Annotated in this window: 14 protein-coding genes; 6 read left to right on the plus strand and 8 right to left on the minus strand. The window is 67.7% G+C overall.

The genetic code is table 11. The annotated features are described in order from the left end of the window. Window positions 1-23: 23 nt before the first annotated feature. Both IEY84_RS25365 and IEY84_RS25370 read right to left on the minus strand, forming a co-directional pair. Window positions 24-1919 carry a helix-turn-helix domain-containing protein gene (locus IEY84_RS25365; RefSeq protein WP_183551485.1) on the minus strand — a complete coding sequence of 632 codons (1896 nt, stop codon included), beginning with the start codon at window positions 1917-1919 and terminating at the stop codon, window positions 24-26. A 63-nt stretch (window positions 1920-1982) separates the two neighbouring features. After that, window positions 1983-3992, minus strand: coding sequence for a thioredoxin domain-containing protein (locus IEY84_RS25370; RefSeq protein WP_183551488.1), 2010 nt, complete (start codon window positions 3990-3992; stop codon window positions 1983-1985). Between the two features lie 123 nt (window positions 3993-4115). On the opposite strand from IEY84_RS25370, the gene IEY84_RS25375 reads away from it, so the two are divergent. Continuing rightward, complete coding sequence (locus IEY84_RS25375) at window positions 4116-5522, plus strand: site-specific integrase (protein WP_183551491.1); 1407 nt, start codon at window positions 4116-4118, stop codon at window positions 5520-5522. A 194-nt stretch (window positions 5523-5716) separates the two neighbouring features. On the opposite strand, the gene IEY84_RS25380 is transcribed toward IEY84_RS25375, so the two are convergent. Together IEY84_RS25380 and IEY84_RS25385 are read right to left on the minus strand one after the other, a co-directional pair. Beyond that, a complete protein-coding gene (locus IEY84_RS25380) occupies window positions 5717-6517 on the minus strand; it encodes a competence protein CoiA family protein (protein WP_229789017.1) in 801 nt (266 codons plus the stop codon). A gap of 95 nt (window positions 6518-6612) precedes the next feature. Further along, window positions 6613-8166, minus strand: coding sequence for a hypothetical protein (locus IEY84_RS25385; protein ID WP_183551498.1), 1554 nt, complete (start codon window positions 8164-8166; stop codon window positions 6613-6615). A 441-nt stretch (window positions 8167-8607) separates the two neighbouring features. On the opposite strand from IEY84_RS25385, the gene mobF reads away from it, so the two are divergent. The 3 genes from mobF (at window position 8608) to IEY84_RS25400 (ending at window position 12082) form a co-directional block, all read left to right on the plus strand. Further along, window positions 8608-11325: a MobF family relaxase gene (gene mobF / locus IEY84_RS25390; protein ID WP_229789011.1), complete on the plus strand. Its 2718-nt coding sequence runs from the start codon at window positions 8608-8610 to the stop codon at window positions 11323-11325. Between the two features lie 168 nt (window positions 11326-11493). Beyond that, window positions 11494-11778 carry a hypothetical protein gene (locus IEY84_RS25395; protein ID WP_183551501.1) on the plus strand — a complete coding sequence of 95 codons (285 nt, stop codon included), beginning with the start codon at window positions 11494-11496 and terminating at the stop codon, window positions 11776-11778. Continuing rightward, on the plus strand, window positions 11762-12082 hold the full coding sequence (locus tag IEY84_RS25400) for a hypothetical protein (protein WP_183551504.1): 321 nt from the start codon (window positions 11762-11764) through the stop codon (window positions 12080-12082). The genes IEY84_RS25395 and IEY84_RS25400 overlap by 17 nt, the downstream gene beginning before the upstream one ends. A gap of 80 nt (window positions 12083-12162) precedes the next feature. Here IEY84_RS25400 and IEY84_RS25405 read toward each other — a convergent pair whose 3' ends face one another. The 4 genes from IEY84_RS25405 to IEY84_RS25420 form a co-directional block, all read right to left on the minus strand. Then, entirely contained in the window at window positions 12163-12306 is a 144-nt protein-coding gene (locus tag IEY84_RS25405) for a hypothetical protein (RefSeq protein WP_183551507.1), read from the minus strand. 509 nt (window positions 12307-12815) lie between these two features. Then, window positions 12816-13844, minus strand: a complete 1029-nt coding sequence (gene dmpG / locus IEY84_RS25410; protein WP_183551510.1) for a 4-hydroxy-2-oxovalerate aldolase — start codon at window positions 13842-13844, stop codon at window positions 12816-12818. Beyond that, window positions 13841-14812 (minus strand): acetaldehyde dehydrogenase (acetylating), encoded by a 972-nt coding sequence (locus IEY84_RS25415; RefSeq protein WP_183551513.1) that lies wholly within the window; start codon window positions 14810-14812, stop codon window positions 13841-13843. Before IEY84_RS25415 ends, dmpG begins: the two co-directional genes overlap by 4 nt. Window positions 14813-14816: 4 nt before the next feature. Continuing rightward, window positions 14817-15632: a 2-keto-4-pentenoate hydratase gene (locus tag IEY84_RS25420; RefSeq protein WP_183551516.1), complete on the minus strand. Its 816-nt coding sequence runs from the start codon at window positions 15630-15632 to the stop codon at window positions 14817-14819. A 69-nt stretch (window positions 15633-15701) separates the two neighbouring features. Here IEY84_RS25420 and IEY84_RS25425 point away from each other — a divergent pair, with 69 nt between their 5' ends. Then, a complete protein-coding gene (locus IEY84_RS25425; protein ID WP_183551518.1) occupies window positions 15702-16469 on the plus strand; it encodes an IclR family transcriptional regulator in 768 nt (255 codons plus the stop codon). A gap of 166 nt (window positions 16470-16635) precedes the next feature. Further along, window positions 16636-17499 carry an alpha/beta fold hydrolase gene (locus IEY84_RS25430; RefSeq protein WP_183551520.1) on the plus strand — a complete coding sequence of 288 codons (864 nt, stop codon included), beginning with the start codon at window positions 16636-16638 and terminating at the stop codon, window positions 17497-17499. Window positions 17500-17505: the final 6 nt, after the last annotated feature.

Raw genomic sequence — 17505 nt, forward strand, 5'->3', positions numbered from 1 at the left:
GCGCGGGTCTGGAATGTTGCGCGCTAGGCGACCAACTGATGGAGCCGGAGCGCCAGCTGCACCTCGAGCTGGCGCTCCGGCTCCTGCCAGCCCTTGCCGAGCAGCCGGGTGACCCGGTCGAGGCGCTGGGTGACGGTGTTGACGTGGACGTGCAGCGCGCCGGCGGTGCGGGTGAGGTTGCGGTCGGCGGCGAAGTAGGTCCGCAGGGTGTCCACCAGCTTCGACCCCTTCGCGTTGTCGTAGTCGATCACCGGGCCCAGCCGGGAGGTGACGTACGCCGCCGGGTGACCGTCCGAGCCGAGCAGCAGCCCCACGAAGCCGAGATCGTCGGCGGTGACCACCTGACCCTCGCGCCCCAGTGTCATCGCGGCCGCCAGGCAGCGGCGGGCCTCGTCGTAACCCTTCACCACGGCGTCAGGGCTGCTCAGCGGTCCCGGGACCGGACCGGCGGCGCCGACGGTGACCGGTGCGCCCGCCGACAGCCTCAGCCCCTCGACGACCAGCTCGCCGGCGGCACGGGCGTCGCAGTCGGGGAAGATCAGCACGACCTGCCCCTGCCGGACCGCCGCGAAGCCGTCGTGGGTCGCGGCGACGAACGTCGCCGCCTGACCGACCCGGGCCCGGTCACCGGGGACGTTCGCCACCACCACGGCGTAGGGCCTGGACAGGTCTGCCTGCAGCAGGCGGCCGCGCTCGCGCAGCGTCTCCGGGTCCGGGGTGGTGCCGGAGAGGAGCTCGTCGAGGAGCTCACCTCTCACCCTCCCCTCGGCTTCTGCGACGCTGCGCCGAAAGAGCAGCAGCAGCGCCGTCACCAGCGCCGCCCGCTCCAGGATCCGCTGGTCGCCGTCGTCCAGGTCCCCGTCCTCTCGGTCGACCTCGCGAGGGCCCAGCAGCATCGAGCCGAGCTGCTCGGCTCCGGCGAGGACGGGGGTCGCGTAGATGTCACCGCTGCCTGCCGTGCGGCTCAGGTCGAGGCTGCGCCTGGTCACGGCCGCCTCGTAGTCGGAGACGGGCTGGTCCGGGGCGCTGCTGGCGATGGTCTCGCCGTCGAGGTCCAAGACGACGACCCGGGCGCCGAGAACCTCGGCGACGCTGCGTACGACATCGTCGACTCCGCCGCCATCGACGACGATCCTGGTGAGCCGGTCGTGGGCGTCGGCGGCGCGCTCGACCGTCTCGTTGCGCGTCTGCAGCTTGCGGGTGGTGACCTCGAGCTCGGCGACCGCGGCGCGGGTCTCCTCGAGCAGCCGAGCCTTGTCCACGGCGATGGCGGCATGGGCCGCCAGCGAGACGAGCAGCGCGCTCGCCTCGGCTCCGAAGGGACGTACGGTGCGGTTGGCGGCGAAGAGGACGCCGATGACCTGGCTGCCGAGCAGGAGGGGTACGCCGATGATCGCGCGGATGCCCTCGCCGCTGACCGCGCCATCGATGTCCGGGGCGTGACGGAAACGCTCGTCCGGGATGTAGTCGGCGGTCGAGTAGGGCTTCATGGTCTGAGCGACGAGGCCGCCGAGGCCGATGCCGAAGGGGATCCTGGTCGAGCGGAAGGCGGCGGTCAGGATTCCCTCGGTCACGCGCATGTATTCGCCACGACGCTCGTCGTTGAGGGTCAGGTAGGCGACGTCGCTGTTCAGCAGCTGCTTGGCCCGGGTCACGATCGCCTGTAGCACCGCTTCCAGGTTGGTCAGCATCGCCAGGTCGTTCGCCGACTCGAAGAGCGCACCCAGCTCGCCCTCGCGCCGGCGGCGCGCCTCCAAGATGTCCCTGACCTGCAGCGCGAGCCTCTTGGCGTAGTCGATCCGCTCCTGCTCCTCAGCGCTCGCCCCCGCGGCTCGCGCGGCCTGCGACGGTCCCTCGAAGTCGGCCTCCGCGGCGTCCCCGGCGAGCAGCTCCAGGAACGCGACCACATCGACCGTCATGTGACCGAAGTTACACTTCTACGGGCGCGCCGACATATGAGTTGGCCCCATAGTTCTCGGCCCTCAGGTGTGGGCCCTCTCCAGGTCCGCCACTTCCGTGACAGGGCGCTCGCAGACGAAGCCCCGACAGACGTACGCCGCCGCCTTCCCGTCCACGGGGGTGCGGCTGCGCAGCAGCGGGATGTCCTCGCGGGCCTCGTCGGCGACGACCACCACCGCACCGGCTTTGCGCCGGGCAGCGAGCGCGAGTGCGTCGCGGTCAGGCCCCGGCGGGCCGACGACCGCGATCTCGAGCGGGCCGTCTTTCATCGTCGCCGCCGCTGCCAGGGACCAGCCGGCGAACCGGGGCGCCTTGGTCATCAGGTTGCTCGTGGCCGCGAGCGCCTCCTCGGCGGCCGTGCGATAGCGGCCCTCTCCGGTGAGCGCGTGTGCGGTGACGAGCGCATGGACCATCGCGCTGGTGCCACCGGGGCTGGCGTTGTCGGACGCGTCCCTCGGCCGGGTGACCAGCGCCTCCGCGTCGTCGGCGGTGTCATAGAAGCCGCCGTCCTCGGCACGGAAATGGGTAAGCGCGGTGTCGAGCAGCGCCGTGGCTCGGTCGAGCCAGGCACTGTCGCCGGTCGCCTGGACCAAGCTCAGGAAGCCGCCGGCGACACAGCCGTAGTCCTCGAGCACACCCGCGTGCGCACCTGCCGCACCGTCGCGGCTGACGCGAAGGAGGCGCGCACCCCGTACGTGCACCCGCCACAGCAGGTCCGCCGCAGCGACCGCCGCGTCGACATACCGCGGCTCCCCCAGCAGCACTCCGGCGTCGACCAGCCCGCTGAGCGCCAGCCCGTTCCACGCCGCGACGACCTTGTCGTCACGCGCTGGCCGCACCCGCTCCTCGCGCGCAGCCAGGAGCCGCGCCTTGACCGCCTCGAGCCGCTCGGTGTCGTCGGGCCGGTGGCGCAGCTGGAGCGTCGAGGCGCCCTCCTCGAACGTCCCCGCGTCGGTGACCTCGAATACCTCCGCAGCCCAGGCCCCGTCCTCGGCCCCGAGGGCCTCGACGAGCTCGGCCGGGGTCCAGACGTAGAATTTCCCCTCGACCCCCTCGCTGTCGGCGTCGAGCGCCGAGGCGAATCCGCCCTCGGCAGTGCCGAGCTCGCGGATCATCCAGTCGGCGCTCTCCCGGGCGACCCGGTCGCCGAGCTCCGTCCCGAGCCGGGCGTAGAGCCCGATCAGCTGCGCGTTGTCGTACAGCATCTTCTCGAAGTGCGGCACCACCCAGCCCCGGTCTACGGTATACCGCGCAAACCCACCCCCGACCTGGTCGTAGATCCCACCGCCGCTCATCGCAGCCACCGTCCGAGCCAACATGTGCGAAGCCCTCCGCGAGACGTCAGATTCTGGCGCCGAAGAGTCAGTTTCTGACGCCGAGAAGGCAGTACGCCGCAGGAACTCCAGCACCATCGACGGCGGGAACTTCGGCGCACCCCCGAACCCGCCGGCCATCGGGTCGAACTCCCCCGCCAGCGTCTCGACCGCGGCGGCGACGTCCACCCGCCAGTCACCCGCGGCCCCGGCAGTCCCGGAGATGGCAGCCAGATGCTGACGTACGTTCTCGGCCACCGCCCCGATCTCCGACCTCCGCTGCGTCCACGCCTCCGAGAGCGCCTGCAGCACCTGCGTGAACGCCGGCTGCCCGTGGCGCGGCATGTCCGGGAAGTAGGTGCCGGCGAAGAACGGGTTGCCGTCGTGGTCGAGCACCACCGTCATCGGCCACCCGCCCGACCCGGTCATCGCAGTCGTCGCAGCCATGTAGACCGCGTCCACATCCGGCCGCTCCTCCCGGTCGACCTTGATGTTGACGAAGTGCTCGTTCATGTACGCAGCCGTCGCCTCGTCCTCGAACGACTCGTGCGCCATCACATGGCACCAGTGACAGGCTGCGTAGCCGACCGACAGCAGGACTGGTGTATCACGACGCTTCGCTTCCTCGAACGCGCCGGCTCCCCACTCCCACCAATCCACGGGATTACCTGCATGTTGAAGGAGATACGGGCTCGTCGCACCGGCCAGACGGTTGACCATTTCCATCACTCCTAACGAGTGGCACGTGTATCATAATCGAGTCGTGTGATACACGAGCGTGATACACGAAGCAGATCTTGGTAGGCCCGCACCGGACCCACCCCCACCCTAGGAGGGATGCGGATGCCACCTCGTAAGAAGCCGACGCTGCTCGCCCAGGGCAAGCCGCGAACGCTCGGCGGGACCAAGCGAGCCTGGCGCGTACGCCTCTACGCCCCCGGCGAAGGCAGCACGAGCTACCAGGTGATGTTCCGGTCACCGACCGACGACGGCCAGCCCTGGGAGCGCGTGCTTCGCCGAGCCAGCACCGAGACCGAGGCCCGCGACATCTTCGCCCGGGCCGAGGCCGCGCTCGACACAGCCACGGAGGCACCGGCCCGAGCCGACGTACGCGCCGCACGCACGATCCGAATGCTCGGCGAGGAATACATCAAGGACAGCCACGAACGAGACAAGCACCCCCGCACCATCCAGGGACGCGAGTCGAGGCTGAACGCGCACATCCTCCCCACCATCGGCGACGTGACGGTCGCGAAGTGGCGGGTGGAGCACAGCCGGAAGGTGATGGAGAAGGGCTCGCAGACCATCTTCTCCACGCGCGGCAGGGAAGACCTGCGCGGCCAACTCGCCGCCATGCGCAAGCTCGCCTGGCGCCTGGGCTGGCTCGACCGCTCGGTCGACCCCCTCGACGGGCTCGAGATCGGACGCACGACGGTCCTCCAAGGAGCCACCATCCAATACGTCGACCCTCGCCTGCGCCCCGAGACCCGCCAGGTGCGCGCCATGGCCGACGCCGCCGACAAGCTCTGCGGCCCCGACGGCACCGATCCGCTGATGACCCGCCTCCCACTCCTCGGCACGAAGATCCGCGTCGCCGGCTTCGGCGGTCTCCGCCTCGGTGAGCAGAACGCCTTGCGCGCGATCGACGTCTTCTTCGACGGCGGCTACCTCCATGTCAACGGCTCTTGGACCACCCCGCGCCACCAGCCCGGTTTCCGTGGGCCCGTGAAGAACCATGTCCTGCATGAGGTCCCGCTCCCGGGCACACTGATGCGCGACGATCTCCTCCCCCGCGTCAAGGAACTCCTCGGACTACCGGCAACCACGCCTCTCCAGCAGGTCATCAACGCTCAAGAACTCGAGCGTCAGGGCCGAGCCGACCTCGCAGTCCGCGCACCCGACCGAAGTCTCGCCTGGTGGAACTACCCGATTCCTCCGGAAGAGGAGCAGTGGCTCTTCGTCGACACCGCCACCGGCCTACCGGTGAAGCCCGAACTCCACAACAACCGCTGGCACCGCGTCCGCGCCTGGGTCGACCTGAACGACCCCGACAACGCCTGGCCCCGCACGATTGTCTACCGCAACCTCCGCCACCATGCAGCGACGAAGTGGTTCCACGAGGAGCTCGGCGAATCCTGGGAGGTCGTCGCCCAATACCTAGGCGACAAGCTCACCACCGTCCTCAACCACTACGTCCGTGCCGGCGAGGACGCACTACGTGGCTCGGTCAACAAACTCGCTGAGTTATGACCTGATCACGCCCGCTGACACGAGCCCCACGTACACGTCCCGCTCTCGATCAACCCGCGCACCGATCAGAGCTTCAGGGGCACACTCTGAATTGCGAAGAGCCCGATTGAGTCCAGGCGGTTTAGCCGCCATTCGACGAGCTAAGGCCTCGGTGCGCTTGCCGGACACGCGCCACAGCACCGGAGGCGGTATGCCTAGCCGCGATCCTCGTCCGGCGACGCCGACCACCGAGCGCGACCGCTTGCGATCTGGTCCACTTTACGCTCGAACGCTCTGCTCAACCTCGGCCGCCTCGAGCGCATCGCAGTCGTCTTCGAGGCAATGCGGGCGTCGATGAAACCCGGCGGGAACAGGCCAGTCGCCCGAAGTTCAAGGTCGTCAAGAGACCCGAACCAGAACCCATGTCTCCGAACGTTCGCTGGTAGCAACCTTGGGTAGTCGTCCTCAAGGCCGGCCCACGCGATTCGTTCGTGGGCTGGGTTTATCCAAATGATCGGCATCCGCCGCCGCAGAATCTCGCGGTGGACATCGAGAACTCGAGTCCGTCGAGGCGCGAAGGCACCGATGTTTCCCCATATCCAAACCACCGTGATCCCGAGCGCCTTGTACGCGGCGGTCCGCTCCTTCCAACTCGCGGTTGTCAGCCCGGAGTACTGCACTTCGATCGCCATCTTGTTTCCGGCGTCGGAAGTCAGAAGGACGTCAGCGATCCGCCGGCGACCATCGAGCGGAGCCTCGATCTCCACGTTTGCAACGTTCGGCTGTGCACGAGCCCAGCGCGCGACCAGGGCCTTGCCCTGTCGATGGAGCACACTCTCAGGTCCGTGACTAGCGAATTCGGGTCGGCTCAGATGTCGGTAGCCGTCGCGTCGGCCACCGGGAGCACGGTGAACGGTAGTGATCTCTGGAGCGGAGCAGCCTGGTTCGGGGCACACTAGGTTTGTTCTCGCGAAGGCGCGCTGCTCCCGTGCAGCACCTTGCTCGAGGTAGACCATCACCCGCGGGTCATCACGCCTAGCAGCGAAGAGGAACTGACCGCCCCACTCGCGGAAGTCCGCAAGTGGAGTCGCTGCTGTTCCGTCGGGGGTCGTCACCCCTCAATCAGCCCACCGAGGTCACGAGGCACAGCGAGGTCGCGGAGCCGTGCAGCGCGATTCGGACGCTTCTCAACGATGCCCTCGACCACCACAGTCGTACCAGAATCCATCCACTGGTGAATCTCGCCAAGCTGGTCTGCACGCACTCGCATCTCAATACGGCCAACCTTGAAGTTGCGCGGATTCGGACTCTGAACTGCAATTTCACCGAATGGTTCACCCGGTAGATGACGGATCTGGACGATCGGGCCGGTGATCACCCGAATCGGCTCCGCTGACGGCTCCGCGAGCACCTTCACCGCACGTTCTACGAGCGCTTGCGCCTCGACCGGAAACGTCAGTTGTTCCGGCAGGTCCGTTGGCGTGCGCTCTTCTGCCGCCCAGGCAAAGCTTGTCTCGACCCAATCGACCGCTGGCTGCTTCATCGCGTTAAGAAGCTGACTGAAAATCTCTTTGGCGCCACCGGCGTAGATCACCGGGAGCAGAGACTCCATGTTCGGATCGGTTGCCGGCTGAACGACGTGGCGATCGAAAGCTTGGAGAGCTTGAGCCAAGGTCCGGACGATGCGTCGCTCACTCGACTCCGGGGTGACCTCGTCAAGACCCTCCAGGCTCGGATGGTCCTCGGTGCTGGGTTCGCCGACCCTCATGAGGACCGGGAAGACGAAGGAGCCGGGCTCCGTGTGGGCTAGGCGTGCCTGGCGGGCGAGTTCGTCGCCGATCTTGGAGTAGTTCTGTCCGATCGCCTGGCGAGGCTGCCTCGCGGTCGTTGCCGCGGCCCTGAGCATGCCAAACGCCGAGTTGACGACAGTCGCAGCGGCGTCGAGAGGAACCGTCTGAGTCCCAAGCCCGTCACTGTCCACGCGAAACCGCGTGATGTCGTACCAGCCGAGCTCGATGTCGCGAAGTACTTCCGAGGCCGGCTTGCGTAGCACCGCCCCAATCCGTTCCAAGACGTCAGACCAAACGAACGATCCAAGATTGAGTCGGTGCGGCAGGTAGAGAGATGCCCCAGAATCCAGATGCTCCCAGAGGTCTGCCCGCTCGTCGTTACCGCCCACGGTGAGCGTCCACGAGGTCCGCTGTAGCAGAGCCGCAACATCACAAGCGGGGACGGACCGTGTCACGCCGCGCCACCCGCAAGATGTCCGTAGAAGGCGTCGAGATCGGCGCGCTAGCGCAAGCGCCCGATGTAACGTCCTGTCGCCAGCACCGTGATCAAGCCAATCCGGGACCGCCGATGGAACCTTGACGAGAATCACATACGGCGCGACGTGCTCCGCGCTCCATTTAGCAACCCAGCCGGGATCGAGGTCGAGGGTCGCGTTGCCCTCGCCAACCTTGAATTGGCCGGTGCACTTCACCTGCACGGGAACGCTGCCGCGGGTGAACTTAGTCATCGCGTCGATCGCGTCGGTGTCCTCGTCGGGTGACGTCTCGATGAAGCCGACTCCAGCTTGCGCACAGAGCGAGCGGACGAACGCTACTCCGTATCGTCCTCGCCGCCGGTTGTCATTCCAGTTTGTATTCGCCGGGTTGGTGATCATGACGTTCCGTCATCTGCCACGGTGCCCCACTCTTGCTCGTCGCGCCACGTTCACTCCGGAAACGCCGTGTCACCACGCCGGCAAAGGTTTGTTCGTCATGGTAGGGGGCAAGCGTCGCGCCTGTGTGCCATTTGACAATGAGTGGGCTCGGGAAGGTTCACCCCTTCAGCGACCAGCTTGATCGTCAGTCCCAGGCTGATCCCGCGGACGGTACGGTCGCTAGCGACAGAGCCTGTCGACATCTCCCGCTGCCGGGGATTGCCGACAATTGCCGAGTTGCGAAACCGCAGTTCACGACCGTCCTTCCATCGCTATCTGATCCTCGGCACGCATGCTACGAAGGTCCGTAGACAGCGGTCCGCCCACCTGGGCGGGCCGAGTGTCATTTGTAGGCCGTTTGACGAGGCATGACGGGCGGTGACGAAGGGCGTGCATGGGGGCGTGAAGTTCTATCGCGGAGCGGCAGCTGCGGCACGGTCGTATGTCGAGGCCAACCACTCGCGCGCCGACGACTACTACCTTGCCGAAGGATCAGGAGTCGCGACCAGATACATCGTCGACGTCGGTGAGCACGACGCGCCGATCGCGACGGTGGCGGGTTACATGGATGGTGAGACGTACGAAAGATGGGTCGCCGGGTACGACGTCGACACCGGCGCCGCGAAGGGGCGGCTGAGGAACGACGAGAAGGGGCTGCGGTTCGTCGAGGTCGTCATCAACGGGCCGAAGTCGTGGTCGCTCGCGGCGGCCGAGCATCCTCAGATCGCCGATGCCTACGAGGCCGCCCAGGATCGAGCGGTATGCGAGGTGATCAGCTGGATCGGGCAGCACTCCACCACCAGGGTCGGGCCTCGCGGGCGGCAGGTGCAGGTCCCGGCCGATCAGATCGAGGCCGCGGTGATCCGGCACTACACCTCTCGTGCAGGCGATCCCCACCGCCACCTGCACGTACAGGTCAACGCCCGCGTCCTCGCCAACGGACGGTGGCGGGGGCTGCATTCGGTCGGGACCGTGGACAGCATCGAGGCGATCAACGGCATCGGCCACGCCGCGATCGCCTGCGATCCCGAGATGCGCCGCACCCTGGCCGCGCACGGGTACACCTTGGATGCTGACGGTGAGATCCGCGAGCTCAAGCCCTACATCGGTCGATTCAGCCAAAGGTCGGCCCAGGTCGGCCGCAACCTCGACCGCTACGAAGCCGAGTGGCGCCGCCAGCACCCCGGTGAGGTGCCAGGTCCAGCGTTACGACGAGGGTGGGATCGGCGGGCCTGGGCCGAACACCGGCCCGACAAGGACATCCCGGTCGACGGCGCCGCGCTGGTGGACCGGTGGCGCGAGGAACTCCACGAGCTCGGCTATGTCCCACCGGACAGCTCGGTGGTCCTCGAGGCGCTCCCGATCGCCAGACTCGATCGGACAGCGGTCGTCGATCTCGTCCTCAGCCGCCTGGGCACACGGCGATCGGCGTGGAACGCAGCTGACATACGTGGCGAGGTGGAGAAGATCGTTGTCTCCGTCGGGATCATCGCCGACGGCACCGTACGCCGCGAGCTCGCCGAGGACCTGACCAGCCAAACGGTCGCAGCTTGCACGCCTCTGCTCGATCGCGATGACGTGCCCGAGCACGTACGCTCCCTCAGCTCCAAACGGGTCGTACAAGTCGAGGAAGCATTGGTCTCCCGGCTCGCCGACCGCGGCCAATCCAGGCATCGGCCGGTTCGGGTCATCGCACACCGACGTGTTCGAGGGCTCGACTCGACCCAGCGAGGAGCGGTCGCCGCCATCGCCGGCACCGCGCCGCTGGTAGTCATCGAGGGCGCTGCGGGCGCCGGCAAGACCACGACCCTCGCCGCAGCAGACGGCGCGTTGAGACAGTCCGGGCGTCGGCTGCTGGTCGTCACGCCCACGCTCAAGGCAGCCCGCGTCGCGTCGCGAGAAACCAAGGCGCCGGCGAGCACCGCGCATTGGCTCGCGCTACAGCATGGGTTCCGTTGGGACGAGGACGGACACTTCGGGCGCGTCCCGGCCACCGACCGCATCAGGCTCGGCACCCGTGGGGCTGCCCGCCTGCAGCCCGGCGACGTCCTGCTTGTCGATGAAGCCGGCATGCTCGACCAAGACCTCGCACTGGCTCTGATCACCATCGCCGACGAACACCACGCCCGCGTCGTGCTCGTCGGCGACCGCCACCAGCTGCCCGCGGTCGGTCGCGGCGGAGTCCTCGACCACGCGGCCCGCTGGGCACACCCGACCAACGTGCTGGAACTCTCCGCGATACACCGTTTTGCCGACGAGGCGTACGGCGCGTTGAGCCTGCGCATGCGAAGCGGTCAACACCCCGGCGAGGTGTTCGATGAACTGGCCGCGCGTGGGGCCATCGTCGTGCACCCGACGACCATCGAGCGGACCGCAGCCCTGGCCGAGGTGGCCGCATCCGGGACGGCTCTGGTCATGGCCGACACCCGCGAACAGGTCAGCCTCCTCAACGCCACCGCCCGCGAGAACCGAGCCACCACGACACCCACACAACGGCACAGGCGGACTCCGACGGACGACGCCTCTGTGGTCACCGGGCGCGGCGAGCTGATCTCCCTCGGAGACCGGGTCACCACCCGGCTCAACCGTCGCGACCTCGGCGTCGCGAACCGCGACACCTGGACCGTCACGCAAGTAGCCGCCGACGGTCGTCTGCGACTCAACGGCAGGACCGGAACGGTGAAGATCCCGGCCGAATACGTACGCGATCATGTCGAGCTCGGCTACGCCACCACCGTCTACGGCGCCCAGGGCGAGACCGTCGACACCGCCCACGTCGCGATCGACCAGACCACCGGCGCCGCCGCGGCCTACGTCGCGATGACCCGCGGCCGAGAACACAACGTCGCCCATCTGGTCGCCGACGACTTCGAGGACGCCCGCCGGCAGTGGATCGAGGTCTTCAGTCGCGACCGCGCCGACCTCGGACCGGGGCATGCCGCCGAGCGCGCCGCAGCAGATCTGGACGCCTTTGGTCCACAGCGGCCGCGGTCCAGACCCGGGTTGCTCACCCAGGGGGAGCAACCCCGCCGGAGGCGCCCCGAGCAGACGTACCCCCTACGCCCGAGCGTATTCCCCCGCCCGTCACAGAGCCCGTCGAGCCCGGGAATCGGTCTTTGAGCAACCTCCCGAAAGTAAAACTTTGGGGAGGTAGGGGTACGCCCATGCTCCCCCCTGTTGACCTGCGAAAATACCCGACATCCCCCGATCCGTACCCCCAACGTACCCCCTAGGTTCCTCATACCAGGGGGTACGAAGTGGGCAACCTCCCCGTCGCATCATGGAGGGATGAACTCGAACACGCGCGCGAAGTCGCACGCCAACATCCTGACCCCCATCTCGATCCCCAAGGACTGGGACGACGATGCCCTCCTCACCTTCGAACAGTTCTGCGTCCTGATCCAGACGCCGCAGCGCACCGTCCGAGACTGGAAGCGGCGCAAGGTCGGCGTCCGTTGGAGACGCCTTGGCGACACCGGTCGGATCTACACAACAGTCGGCGAAGCGCGCCGGTTCGTGCATTCCGGCCAGAACGGCGGGAGGCAGGTGAGACCCGATGCCGACGAACGCTGAACGTGGCACGGCCGCACCCGACGGCCGAGACCCGCGCCACGTGTTCCTCGACGCACAAGAGGTGATGCACCGCTACGGCTGGGGCAAGACCAGGGGCTACCAGAATCTCAAAGACCGAAGACTCGTCCCCGAACCGGTGCTCAGCCACCCGAACCGCTGGCGCCTGGACCAGCTCCTCGCCTGGGAAGAACGCCGGATGGCCGCCGCCGAAGCCGTGCTGGAAGCCCGCCAGAGGGAGGACTTCGCGGCCGACAACATCGCTGCCCTACTCCCCCGGCCGAAGCGCCATCGGAGATCGGCGTAGAGGATCCAGGTTGTGGCAGCATCGCGGCATGGCACGCGCCGGCATCTTCTGTGGTGACGGCTCAGCCATGTTGAAGCCCGTCAACGTCGAAGCGACCCAAGTGACGAGTCGTGAACCTTTTCTGAGATGACGCAGACGCCCCGCTCGCTGTCGAGCTCGACCGCGTCGTTGTCCCAGGGGTGCTCCCAGAGCTTGTAGATGACGGCCATGAACTCCTCAGCCATCTCGTAGAGTGGTCGTGAGGCAATGGCTGGTGCTGAGGAAGCGAGAGGCGCTGGGCAGGTAGAAGGGGACGACGTTCCGGCCGACCCGGCCCTCGGTCAGGTGATCGAGCGTGCTCAGGCGGCGAGCCAGCGGTGGGGATGTCACCCGGAAGACAAGGACCATGTCCTCGCGGAACTTCTTGGGTATGCCTTAGGCACGATCTATCCTTCCACGACCCTCGTCGCACAGATCAGATGTCATCTTCCGTGCAGCGGTCCCGCGTGGAGCCTGCTGTTGTCGAGCTGATCTACCACATCGAGCAAGAACCAAACCCGGATGATCCGCCGGGAGCCACTCAGCCATATTCGGCGGAAACAGAAACTCCTGATCACGCACACCACCGGCCGATACGAATGCGCCATGCCCACCCAGTATTTCGCGAACCGCCGGCCGAGTCACGGACCCGACTGGCGATTTCGCAATAGTCACTGGGTGACCTCCAGACTCCGACGTTCCTCGGCTGAGTCGGTCAGGCGCCGGCCGTCGCCTCCTGCTCGGCGAGCTTTGTCAGGCAGATGTCGACGATCATGTCTTCCTGGCCGCCGACCAGGCCCCGGCGGCCGCACTCCATCAGGATGTCGCGGGTGTCGACGCCGTAGCGGGCGCTGGCATTCTCGGCGTGGCGGAGGAAGGACGAGTAGACGCCGGCGTAGCCCATCGTCAACGTCTCCCGGTCGACCCGGACGGGGCGGTCCTGGAGCGGGCGGACGATGTCGTCGGCGGCGTCCTGGAGCTTGAACAGGTCGCAGTTGTGCTTGAAGTCCGACAGGTTCGCGACCGCGATGAAGGCCTCGATCGGGCAGTTGCCTGCGCCGGCGCCGTGACCGGCGAGCGAGGCGTCGACGCGATAGACGCCGTTCTCGACTGCGACGACCGAGTTGGCCACCGACAGCGACAGGTTCTCGTGGGCGTGGATGCCGATCTCGGTCTCGTCGTTCAACACGTCGCGGTAGGCGCGGGCGCGGTCGCGTACGTCATTCATGGTGAGCCGGCCGCCGGAGTCGGTGATGTAGACGCAATGGGCACCGTAGGACTCCATCAGCTTCGCCTGCTGGGCGACCACCTCGGTCGGTGCCATGTGGTTGAGCATCAGGAACCCGGAGACGTCCATCCCCATCTCGCGCGCGGCGGCGATGTGTTGCGCCGAGACGTCGGCCTCGGTGCAGTGGGTCGCGACCCGAACCGACCGTACGCCGAGGTCATAGGCGCGGCGCAGGTCCTCGATCGTGCCGACGCCGGGGAGCAGCAGCGTGGTCAGCCGGGCGTTCTTGATGACCGAGGCGGCCGCCTCGATCCACTCCCAGTCGCTGTTCGAACCGGGACCGTAGTTGACCGAGCCGCCGGTCAGGCCGTCGCCGTGGGCGACCTCGATGGCGTCGACACCGGCCTCATCGGCGGCGATGACGATCCGCTTGACGTCCTCGGGCGTGATCCGGTGGCGTACGGCGTGCATGCCGTCGCGCAGCGAGACTTCCTGGATGTAGATGGGCGTGCTCACTTGGTGGCCTCCTTCGCAGCAGCAATGCGTTCGGCCATCTGCAGCGCGGCCGAGGTCATGATGTCGAGGTTCCCGGCGTACGCAGGGAGGTAGTGCGCGGCGCCCTCGACCTCGAGGAACACCGACACCTGATGCGTGGGCCGGGTCGTCTCACCCTCGGCCAGCAGCGTCTCCACCGGCTGGTCCGCGGGGATCTCCTGCACCTGCACCTTCTGCTTGAGCCGGTAGCCGGGGACGTACGCGGCGACGTCACCGACCATCTTCTCGACCGACTCGGTGATCTCGGCGGTCAGCTCGTCCAGGGAGCGCGACCCGCCCTCGACCAGCGCATACACGGTGTCGCGCATGATCAGGGGCGGCTCGGCCGGGTTGAGGATGATGATCGCCTTGCCACGCTTGGCACCGCCGACCTGCACGATCGCGCCCGAGGTGGTCTCGGTGAACTCGTCGATGTTGGCCCGGGTGCCGGGACCCGCGGAACGGGACGAGATCGAGGCGACGATCTCGCCGTAGGCCACCGGCACGACTCGAGCGACCGCGGCCACGATCGGGATCGTGGCTTGGCCACCGCAGGTCACCATGTTCACGTTCGGGGCGTCGAGGTGCTCGTCGATGTTGACGGCCGGGATGACGTACGGCCCGATCGCCGCCGGGGTGAGGTCGATCAGCCGTTTCCCGTAGGGCGCGAGACGCTCCGCGTTGGCCACGTGCGCCTTGGCCGAGGTCGCGTCGAAGACGATCTCGATGTCGTCGAACTCGGGCAGGTCGATCAGCCCCTCGACACCCTCGTGGGTGGCCGCGAACCCGAACTTCCGCGCCCGCGCCAAGCCGTCGGACTCGGGGTCGATCCCGACCATCGCACCCATCTCGAGGTGTTGCGAGGTGCGCATCACCTTGATCATCAGGTCGGTGCCGATGTTGCCCGACCCGATGATCGCCACTTTCGCCTTGGTGCTTGCCACTGACATGGAGTCACTTCCCTACGCTGAAGGCCACCGAGCCGAGGCCCGACACGGTGGAACGAACGGTGTTGCCCGGGACGATCGGCCGCATCGGCCCGAGCGCGCCGGAGAGGATGAGCTGGCCGGCACGCAGCGGCTCACCGAAGTCGCGGGCGTAGCGGGCCAGCCACTGGACCGCGTTGACCGGGTCCCCCAGGCACGCGGCGCCGGTGCCGGTCGAGACCTCCTCGTCGTCGATCGACATCGACATCGAGACGTCCTTGGGCTCGAACTCGTCCAGCCGCCGACGCTCGGTCCCGAGGACATAGGCCCCCGCGGACGCGTTGTCCGCGACCGTGTCGCCGAAGGAGATCTTCCAGTCCGCGATCCGGCTGCCGCAGATCTCGATCGCCGCGACGGCGTAGTCGATGGCCTCCCGGACCTGGTCGTAGCCGAGCTCGCCGTCGGCCAGATCGGCCGCGAGGACGAAGGCGATCTCGGCCTCGGCCCGCGGCTGCAGGATGGTGTCGGCAGGGATCGTGTCACCGGCCGCGTACGCCATGTCGTCGAAGAGCACGCCGAAGTCGGGGGTGTCCACGCCGATCTGCTCCTGCACGGCCTTCGAGGTGAGCCCGATCTTGCGACCCACGATGGTGGCACCGCCGGCGACCCGGGCGGCGGTGAGCCGCTCCTGGACCGCGTACGCCGTCGCCAGATCGGTCGCCGCCAGCAGGTCCCGCATCGGCGGCACGGGGGTGCCGGTGGCGGCGGCGGTCAGCAGCCGGTCTGCGGCGGCCGCGACGGCAGCGTCGCCGGCGACGTCGGGCTGGGAGGTCACTTCGCTCATGCACCCACGGTCTCAGCAGTTGGGCCTGATCAGGGGCGCAGTCGTCTCACTGACCGGTACGGTGATCTCATGCCGCATGAGCCTGCCGATCTCGACACCGTGCTCGGCAAGGCGGTGACCATCCTGCGGGCCTTCACGGTCGATGACCAGGTGCTCTCCCTGGCCGAGGTCGTCCGCCGCACCGGACTCCCCAAGGCGACCGCGCACCGCGTCGCCGGGGACCTGGTCGCCAACCGTCTCCTGGACCGCACCAACCTCGGCTACCGCCTCTCCGGCGGCCTCTTCGAGCTCGGCATGCGCGCGTCGGTCGAGCGCTCGCTCCTCGAGCTCGCCATGCCCTTCCTGCAGGATCTCTACGAACGCACCCACGAGACCGTTCACCTGGGCGTCCGGGAGGGTCACGACGTCGTCTATGTGGCCAAGATCGGCGGGCACCGTCAGGCGAAGTCACCCTCCCGGCCGGGTGGGCGGATGCCCGTCCACTGCACCGCGATCGGCAAGATCCTGCTCGCCTTCTCCGATCCTGAGGTCCAGCAGGAGGTCCTCAACGGACCCCTCGAACGCCGTACGCCCCACACGATCGTCGCCCCCGGTCTGCTCGAGCGCCAGCTCGCCGCCGCGCTCGAGCACGGCGTCGCCTTCGAGCGCGAGGAGTCGGCCGTGGGCCTGCAGTGCATCGCCGCCCCCATCCTCACCGACAGCGACAGAGCTCTGGCCGCGATCAGCATCACCGGCCCCGTGGGCCGCTTCCGCCCCGAGGCCTACGTGACCCAGGTCCGGGCAGCCGCCCAGGGGCTCTCCAGTCTTGTGTCCCGCCGCCGCTCCCTGTCGAGATGAGGCGGGGAACCGCCTAGCGTCCCCGAAGCTCGCCTGACCCTGCCCTTCCCACCGGCGAAGCAGCGGGACAGGGGGCTTGACAGGCCACCCGCACCGGGCGAATATGTTTCACATTACCTGTGTAAATATCGCCTATAAGCGTGTAAATAACGCGCAAGGAGAAGCCATGACGCTCCCCAAGGACGCCGCGTCCCGCGACATCACGCTGCCCTCGGGCAAGCAGATCCGCTACTACGAAGCCGGAGACGCGTCGGCAGCCCCCGTGGTCCTGCTGCACGGCTCGGGCCCTGGTGCGACCGGCTGGTCGAACTTCTCGGGCAACATCGAGCGCATCGCCGCCGGCGGCTTCCACGTGATTGCCCCCGACATGCCGGGTTGGGGCGATTCCTCTGCGGTGGCCACCAAGGAGATGGACCACGACGTCGACCTGGTCGACATCCTCGACGCCCTCAGCCTGGAGAAGGCTGCCCTGGTCGGCAACTCGATGGGCGCACACACCGCGGTCCGGTTCGCGACCCTGCACCCGGAGCGGATCACCCACCTGGTCACCATGGGCGCCTCCCTCGGGAAGAGCTTCCCCAAGTCGCTCTTCGGCCCCGCCGACGGCCCTTCCGAGGGACTGAAGGTGCTGGTGAAGGCCTATCAGGATCCGAGCCCCGCGAACATGAAGGCCCTGGTCGAGATCATGACCTTCGACAAGGCTCGCTTCGCTACCCCCGAGCTCACCCAGGCACGGTCCGATGCGGCCTCGGCTCGCCCGGACCACCTGAGGAACTACGTCGAGGGTCTCGCCAACGGCGCGCCGATCCCGTTCCTCGTCGATCGCTCGAAGATTCCCTCGATCGACGTTCCCGCGCTGATCATCCACGGTCGCGACGACCGCGTGCTGCACTTCGAGACGTCGCTGTGGCTGACCACGCACATCGCGAACTCCCGCCTGGTGCTGCTCAACCGCTGCGGACACTGGGCGATGATCGAGCACGCCGACGAGTTCAACCGTCTTGTGATCGACTTCTTGAGCAACAACTGAGGCGAC

The organism is Nocardioides albus, assembly GCF_014648255.1.
Lineage (GTDB): Bacteria > Actinomycetota > Actinomycetes > Propionibacteriales > Nocardioidaceae > Nocardioides > Nocardioides albus.